Source organism: Polaromonas sp. P3_C2 (assembly GCF_056402675.1).
The window spans coordinates 1-5,689 of sequence record NZ_JBFUGX010000258.1 but is presented as its reverse complement, the minus strand read 5'-3'; the positions used below and the strand labels follow the sequence as shown (position 1 = coordinate 5,689).

Annotated in this window: 6 protein-coding genes and 1 pseudogene; 4 read left to right on the top strand and 3 right to left on the bottom strand. The window is 63.7% G+C overall.

Features of this window, described 5'->3' with window-relative positions; translation table 11 throughout:
• A pseudogene (locus tag AC1DWI_RS12225) lies at positions 1-230 on the bottom strand (efflux RND transporter periplasmic adaptor subunit); the annotation flags it as partial.
• 134 nt (positions 231-364) lie between these two features.
• Here AC1DWI_RS12225 and hpnC point away from each other — a divergent pair.
• From hpnC to hpnE, 4 genes are all read left to right on the top strand, one after another.
• Entirely contained in the window at positions 365-1,228 is an 864-nt protein-coding gene (gene hpnC, locus AC1DWI_RS12220) for a squalene synthase HpnC (RefSeq protein WP_477669025.1), read from the top strand.
• A 60-nt stretch (positions 1,229-1,288) separates the two neighbouring features.
• Positions 1,289-2,020 (top strand): hypothetical protein, encoded by a 732-nt coding sequence (locus AC1DWI_RS12215; RefSeq protein WP_477669024.1) that lies wholly within the window; start codon positions 1,289-1,291, stop codon positions 2,018-2,020.
• 39 nt (positions 2,021-2,059) lie between these two features.
• Positions 2,060-2,902 (top strand): presqualene diphosphate synthase HpnD, encoded by an 843-nt coding sequence (gene hpnD / locus AC1DWI_RS12210; protein ID WP_477669023.1) that lies wholly within the window; start codon positions 2,060-2,062, stop codon positions 2,900-2,902.
• A gap of 133 nt (positions 2,903-3,035) precedes the next feature.
• The gene (gene hpnE, locus AC1DWI_RS12205) at positions 3,036-4,307 is read left to right on the top strand and encodes a hydroxysqualene dehydroxylase HpnE (protein WP_477724917.1); all 1,272 of its coding nucleotides are present in this window, start codon (positions 3,036-3,038) and stop codon (positions 4,305-4,307) included.
• Between the two features lie 95 nt (positions 4,308-4,402).
• Here the strand turns inward: hpnE and AC1DWI_RS12200 are convergent, their stop codons facing one another.
• Both AC1DWI_RS12200 and AC1DWI_RS12195 read right to left on the bottom strand, forming a co-directional pair.
• Positions 4,403-5,035, bottom strand: a complete 633-nt coding sequence (locus tag AC1DWI_RS12200; protein ID WP_477669021.1) for a glutathione S-transferase family protein — start codon at positions 5,033-5,035, stop codon at positions 4,403-4,405.
• Between the two features lie 27 nt (positions 5,036-5,062).
• Positions 5,063-5,689 (bottom strand): HAD family hydrolase (locus AC1DWI_RS12195; RefSeq protein ID WP_477724916.1); only part of this gene is annotated, 627 nt, incomplete at its 5' end.

The window sequence follows — 5,689 nt, the reverse complement described above, 5'->3', positions numbered from 1 at the left end:
CGCTGGCCCAGTTCAGCCTGCCGCTTGATGATCTTCCCCGCAACCCGAAAGCCGAGCCTCGATTCCACCTGGGCGCGGACCTCGCCAGCATATTCGTGGCTCGATGAAAAGGCGTTGGTCCCGACAGTGACCACCTTGACGGCGCGAACCGGCTCTTCTGGCGGGGCGGGTTTGGAACAGGCGGCCAGCAGGACGGCGGCGCCCACCAGGGAGAAAACGGTTTTGTTCATGATCTGATCGGGATGAAACCCRCTTGGATGGCAGGGTAAAAAATGAGCCTGGAAAAGGGTCAGGAAACTGCTACTGACTGACCGGTTAGTAATCTAGGGTAATTGCCAAGGCTTGTCAAGCGACAATCGCCCGCATGACCCAAGGCTCCCAATCGCCAGCCACCCTGACGCCGTCTCTGCAGGGTGTAGCGCACTATGAAAACTTCCCGGTGGCTTCGCTGCTGTGCCCACCGCGCCTGCGTCCGCCCATCGCGGCGATTTACTGGTTTGCCCGCACGGCGGATGACATCGCCGATGAAGGCGATGCCCCACCGGCGGCACGCCTGGCTGACCTGGCGGCCTACCGCGCGGACCTGATGGCCGCCTCTGCAGGCCTTGCACCTTCGCCTCGCTGGGCGCCCGTGTTTGCACAGCTGGCGCCCATGATGGCGGAATTCCAGCTGCCGGTAAATCTGCTGGCTGACTTACTCAGCGCTTTCGAGCAGGACGTCGTCAAGCAGCGTTATGCCGATGAGGCCGAGCTGGCCCATTACTGCAACCGCTCGGCCAATCCCGTGGGCCGGCTGCTGCTGCATCTGTACGGCATCCATGATGCCGCCTCGCTGCAGATGAGCGACTGCATTTGCACCGCCCTGCAACTCATCAATTTCTGGCAAGACCTCAGCGTGGACATTCCGCGCGGGCGCATTTACCTGCCGGCCGATGCCTGGGCCCGCCATGGCGTTGACGAAGCACAACTGCTGGCACTGGAGGCCAACCCCTCTACTATCAATTTGATAGCTGTTTGCGCACGCTCTGCAAGGGCCACGATGCTAAAAGGCTTGCCACTCACGAAAAGAATACCGGGCCGCGGCGGCTGGGAGTTGCGGCTGGTGGTGCAAGGCGGCCTGCGCATCCTTGAGAAAATCGAGGCCCAGGGATTCAATACCCTGCAGCGGCGCCCCAAGCTCGGCCCCTGGGATGTACTGGTGATGGGCTGGCGCGCGCTGTTCATGTAGCCAAGCAGCCGGATCGCATCAGGGACGGACAGACCTGTCAACAAACCCACAGAAAGCCACATGGCAACGCCACCGGTAAAACTGCCGCCCTCGGGCCTCTATCGCGCGCTGGTGTGGGGCTTCTTCCTCTTTTGCTTCAGCTTCGCGCTGATCGGCGGCGTCATCGCAGAGCAGGCGCTGGCCGCCCTCAATTGCCAATTCCATGCAGACCCGCGAGCCGGAACGTGTTCCTTCTTCCAGAACGCGTTGGCCTCAAGGCTCACACCCTTTCTGTCTGCGCAGACTCCGCTGGATTACCCCTTCATCCTGTTGCGCAACTTCTGGTGGCTCATCCTGGCCTGGCTGGTCGCCATCGGCTGGAGCCGCCATGCATACCAAAACCCCAAGGCCATTACTGCCCCGCGTGCGCCTGCCGCCACGGCAGTGCCAATGCAACGAAGGTTGCACCAGTTTTTGCAAGTCAGCTTCTGGATTTTGCTGCTGGGGTTGATCGCGTTTTGCATCGCCTTCGGCACGCCCTTCCTGAGCACGTATGTATCGCGCGAAATACTGCAGGCCCTCGGATGCAATCCGGGCAGCTTCGATCCCCTGGTATCGGCCTGCATGTCCAGGCCTGGTTTCTGGACACCCCGGCTGCAGCCGTTCCTGCTGCCCTTGCTGGGTCAATTAGGCTCCCCGCTCTGGCTCTTCTGGCAATTCGGTGATGTGTTGATCATCTGGGTCGTCCTGATTGCCGTGGTGTTTGCGCTGAAGCTTTACTTCGCCGAACGCACTGCCCCCAAAGCATCCTGATACCCATCCGGCCAACAAGTCCCATGTGACAATTACCGTATGACGCCTGAGCAATATGTCCAGCAAAAAGCCGCCGCATCCGGCAGCAGTTTTTATTACGCCTTCCTGTTCTTACCCAAGGAACGGCGCGCCGCCATCACCGCGTTCTACGCCTTTTGCCGCGAGATCGACGATGTCGTCGACGAAATTACCGACCCCGGCGTAGCGCGCACCAAGCTCGCCTGGTGGCAAGGCGAGGTGCTCAACGCCTATGCCGGCAACCCAACCCATCCAGTGATGAAGGCGCTGATGCCGCTGGCCCTCACCTATCGCATTGAAGCGCGCCACCTGCAGGCTGTCATTGATGGCTGCCAGATGGACCTGGAGCAAAACCGCTACCTGGATTTTCCCGGCCTGCGGCAGTATTGCCACCTGGTGGCCGGCATCGTGGGCGAAGTGGCGGCGCGCATCTTCGGCCAGACCGACGAAGCCACCACCGCCTACGCGCACAAGCTCGGCCTGGCGTTCCAGCTCACCAATATCATCCGGGACGTCGGCGAAGACGCGATGCGCGGGCGCATCTACCTGCCCGTCAACGAGCTGCAGCAATTTGACGTGAAGGCGCATGAGGTCCTCAAGCGCCAGTACTCCGACCGCTTCAGCGCACTGATGAAATTCCAGACCGACCGCGCGCTGGCGCTCTATGACGAGGCACTGGCCATGCTGCCCGAAGCCGACCGCCGCGCCCAGAAGCCCGGCCTCATGATGGCCAGCATCTACCGCACCCTGCTGCGCGAAATCGCCTCCGATGGCTACCAGGTGCTGCACCAGCGCGTCAGTCTCACACCGCTGCGCAAATTCTGGCTGGCGTGGAAGACCCAGGCCTTCGGCAAAATCCAATGAGCCCCCACGCTCCCCACTTCGTGTGGTTCGCTGCCCCCCGCGGGGGCCCTGCGCCTGCGGCCTGGCAAAGCCAGTTCCGCGGCCCCGGCTGGTATGGAACTCACACGATCACCTGCACGCAACCGTGCCCATCATGAGAGTCGCCGTGATCGGCGCCGGCTGGGCCGGATGCGCTGCTGCCGTGGAGGCCACGCGCCTGGGTTACCAGGTCACGTTGTTTGAGACCACCCGCATCGCCGGCGGACGTGCGCGCCGCGTTGGCGGCACGGTGGCAGGCAAGCCGGTCGTGCTCGACAACGGCCAKCACATCCTGATTGGTGCATATGCCGAAACGCTGCGCCTGATGAAGGACCTGGGTGTCGACGCAGAAACTTCCTTGCTGCGAATGCCGCTGACACTGCGGTTTCCGGACGGCAGCGGCCTGAGCCTTCCGCAGCTGCCGGCCCCGCTTGATGCGCTGGCCGGTATCCTCCTGGCACGCGGCTGGTCCTGGGCCGACAAGCTCTCGATGCTCAAGGTCGCCGTTGGCTGGCAGCTCGCGAAATTCAAGTGCGACCCCGGCGTGTCGGTGGCCGACCTGTGCCGCGGCCTGTTACCCGGTGCCATGGCCTCATTGATCGAGCCCCTCTGCGTCTCGGCGCTGAACACGCCAGCAGAGCGCGCCAGCGGCCAGGTTTTCCTGCGCGTGATGCACGACTCGCTGTTCTCGGAAAGCGGCGGCTCCAACCTCTTGCTGCCGCGCGCCGACCTCAGCGCACTGCTGCCCGACGCCGCCCTGCGCTGGCTGGCGGCCCAGGGCAGCACCGTGCGGCTGGGCGCCCGCGTGCAATCCATTGCGCCCCTCGGTTCCAGCTGGGTGGTCAACACCGACATCAGCGCAGCCTTCGACTGCTTGGTGCTGGCCTGCCCGCCCCATGAAGCGGCGCGGCTTGTGGAAAGCAGCGGCCTGCAACCCGGCGACTGGCTGGCGCAGGCGAAAGGCCTTCAACACGAAGCGCTGACCACGGTCTACGCCTGGGCGGCAGGCGTGCGCCTTCAGCAGCCCATGCTGGCCTTACGCGCCGATGCGACCGGACCCGCGCAATTTGTGTTCGACCGCGGGCAACTGGGCGGGCCCACCGGCCTGCTGGCTTTTGTGATCAGCGCCAGCACGGGCGATGGCACGACGCTGGCTGCACAGGTACTGGCGCAGGCGGCACAGCAGCTGGGCCTGGACACCTTGCAGGTGGTGCAAACCATCGTGGAAAAGCGTGCGACTTTTGCCTGCACGCCGGGCCTGCTGCGCCCGGCAATCGAGGTAGCACCAGGTCTTTATGCCTGCGGCGATTACATCGCCGGGCCTTATCCGGCCACGCTGGAGGGAGCCGTGCGCTCGGGGCTGGAAGCGGCGCAGCGCCTGCATTGATCTGCCCCGGCACATCCGCGGCTCGCGGTCATCGCGACCACGTCGCCCGTATTGCTATCAATTAAATAGCTGCTTGCGCACAGCCACAATGGGTTTCAGGCACTTTTCGCCATAAATCTCACCGCGCGGTACGCCGGACGCGCAAGACAGCGCTTGAGCCACTCGTCCACTGCCGGGCATTGCGCCATCAGGCCCGCAGCGCCCTGAATCCACGCCAGCACGGAAGCCACGCAGATATCGGCCGCCGTAAAGCGTTCACCCGCCAGGTAGCTGCGCGACTGCAAATGCTGTTCGAGCACCCGCAGCGGGCCCAGCAGATGCCGCTCGGCGTCCTCGGCCAGCTGGGGCTTGCGGCGCTCTGTCGGCATCATGATGCGGTGCATCAGGAACGCCAGGGCGTCTTTTTCGCACTCGGTCACCACCCAGAAGCTCCAGCGCAGGATGTCTGCCTGCTCCGCGGAACTCTGCGCGGCAAGGCCGGATGCATCAGCGCTTTTGAATCGCTCGGCCAGGTAAAGCACGCAGGCCATGGACTCCCAGACCAGGACCCCATCGTCATCCACCACGGGGATCCGGCCGTTCGGGTTGATGGCAAGAAACTCCGGCGTGCGCGTAGCGCCGCCCACATACGGCAACGCAATGTGCTCATAGGACAAGCCCATTTCCTGTGCCGTCCACAGGGGACGCGCTGCGCGCGAAGCGGCTGTGCCGTAGATTTTGAGTGTCATCGCAAGCGCCTCTTGAAAGTCAACCGTTCACTGCGGGAACAAATCGCACAGCTCTGTCAGCRTGGTCACCGTTTCGTGCGGCACCGCGGGGTGTGCCCACATCTGGTCAGAGCGATTCACCCACACCGTCTGCATGCCGCAATTAAGCGCGCCCAGCACGTCCAGTGTGGCGTCGTCACCCACATGCAATACTTCCTGGGGCAGTACCTCCACGGCCCCAGCTGCCGCATGAAAAATGCGCGGGTCGKGCTTGCCCACACCGAACTGCTGGGCGCTGATGGCCGCCCTGAAATACCGGCCGATGCCGATTCGTTCGACGTCCGCGTTGCCGTTGGAAACCGCCACCAGCGGGTAACGCCCGGACAGGAATTCCAGCGCCAGCACCGCGTCTTCAAACAAGGTGACCCGGTTGCGCTCTTCAAAGAAGACGTTGAACGCRGCCTCCGCCAGCAACGGGTCTTCGCCGGAGCGGTACAGCGCCACCCGTATCGCCTCCCGGCGTATCGCGCTCAGGTTGTATTTGAGCTCCGGGCGCGAGCGTGTGACGTGCTCCCGGATCTCATGGCGCGCCGCCGGGTTGGAAAACAGCGCCGCGGTCATCGGTGCATGCTGGCTGAGCCAGTCGTCCAGTGCTTTCTCGGCCCTTTCAATGGC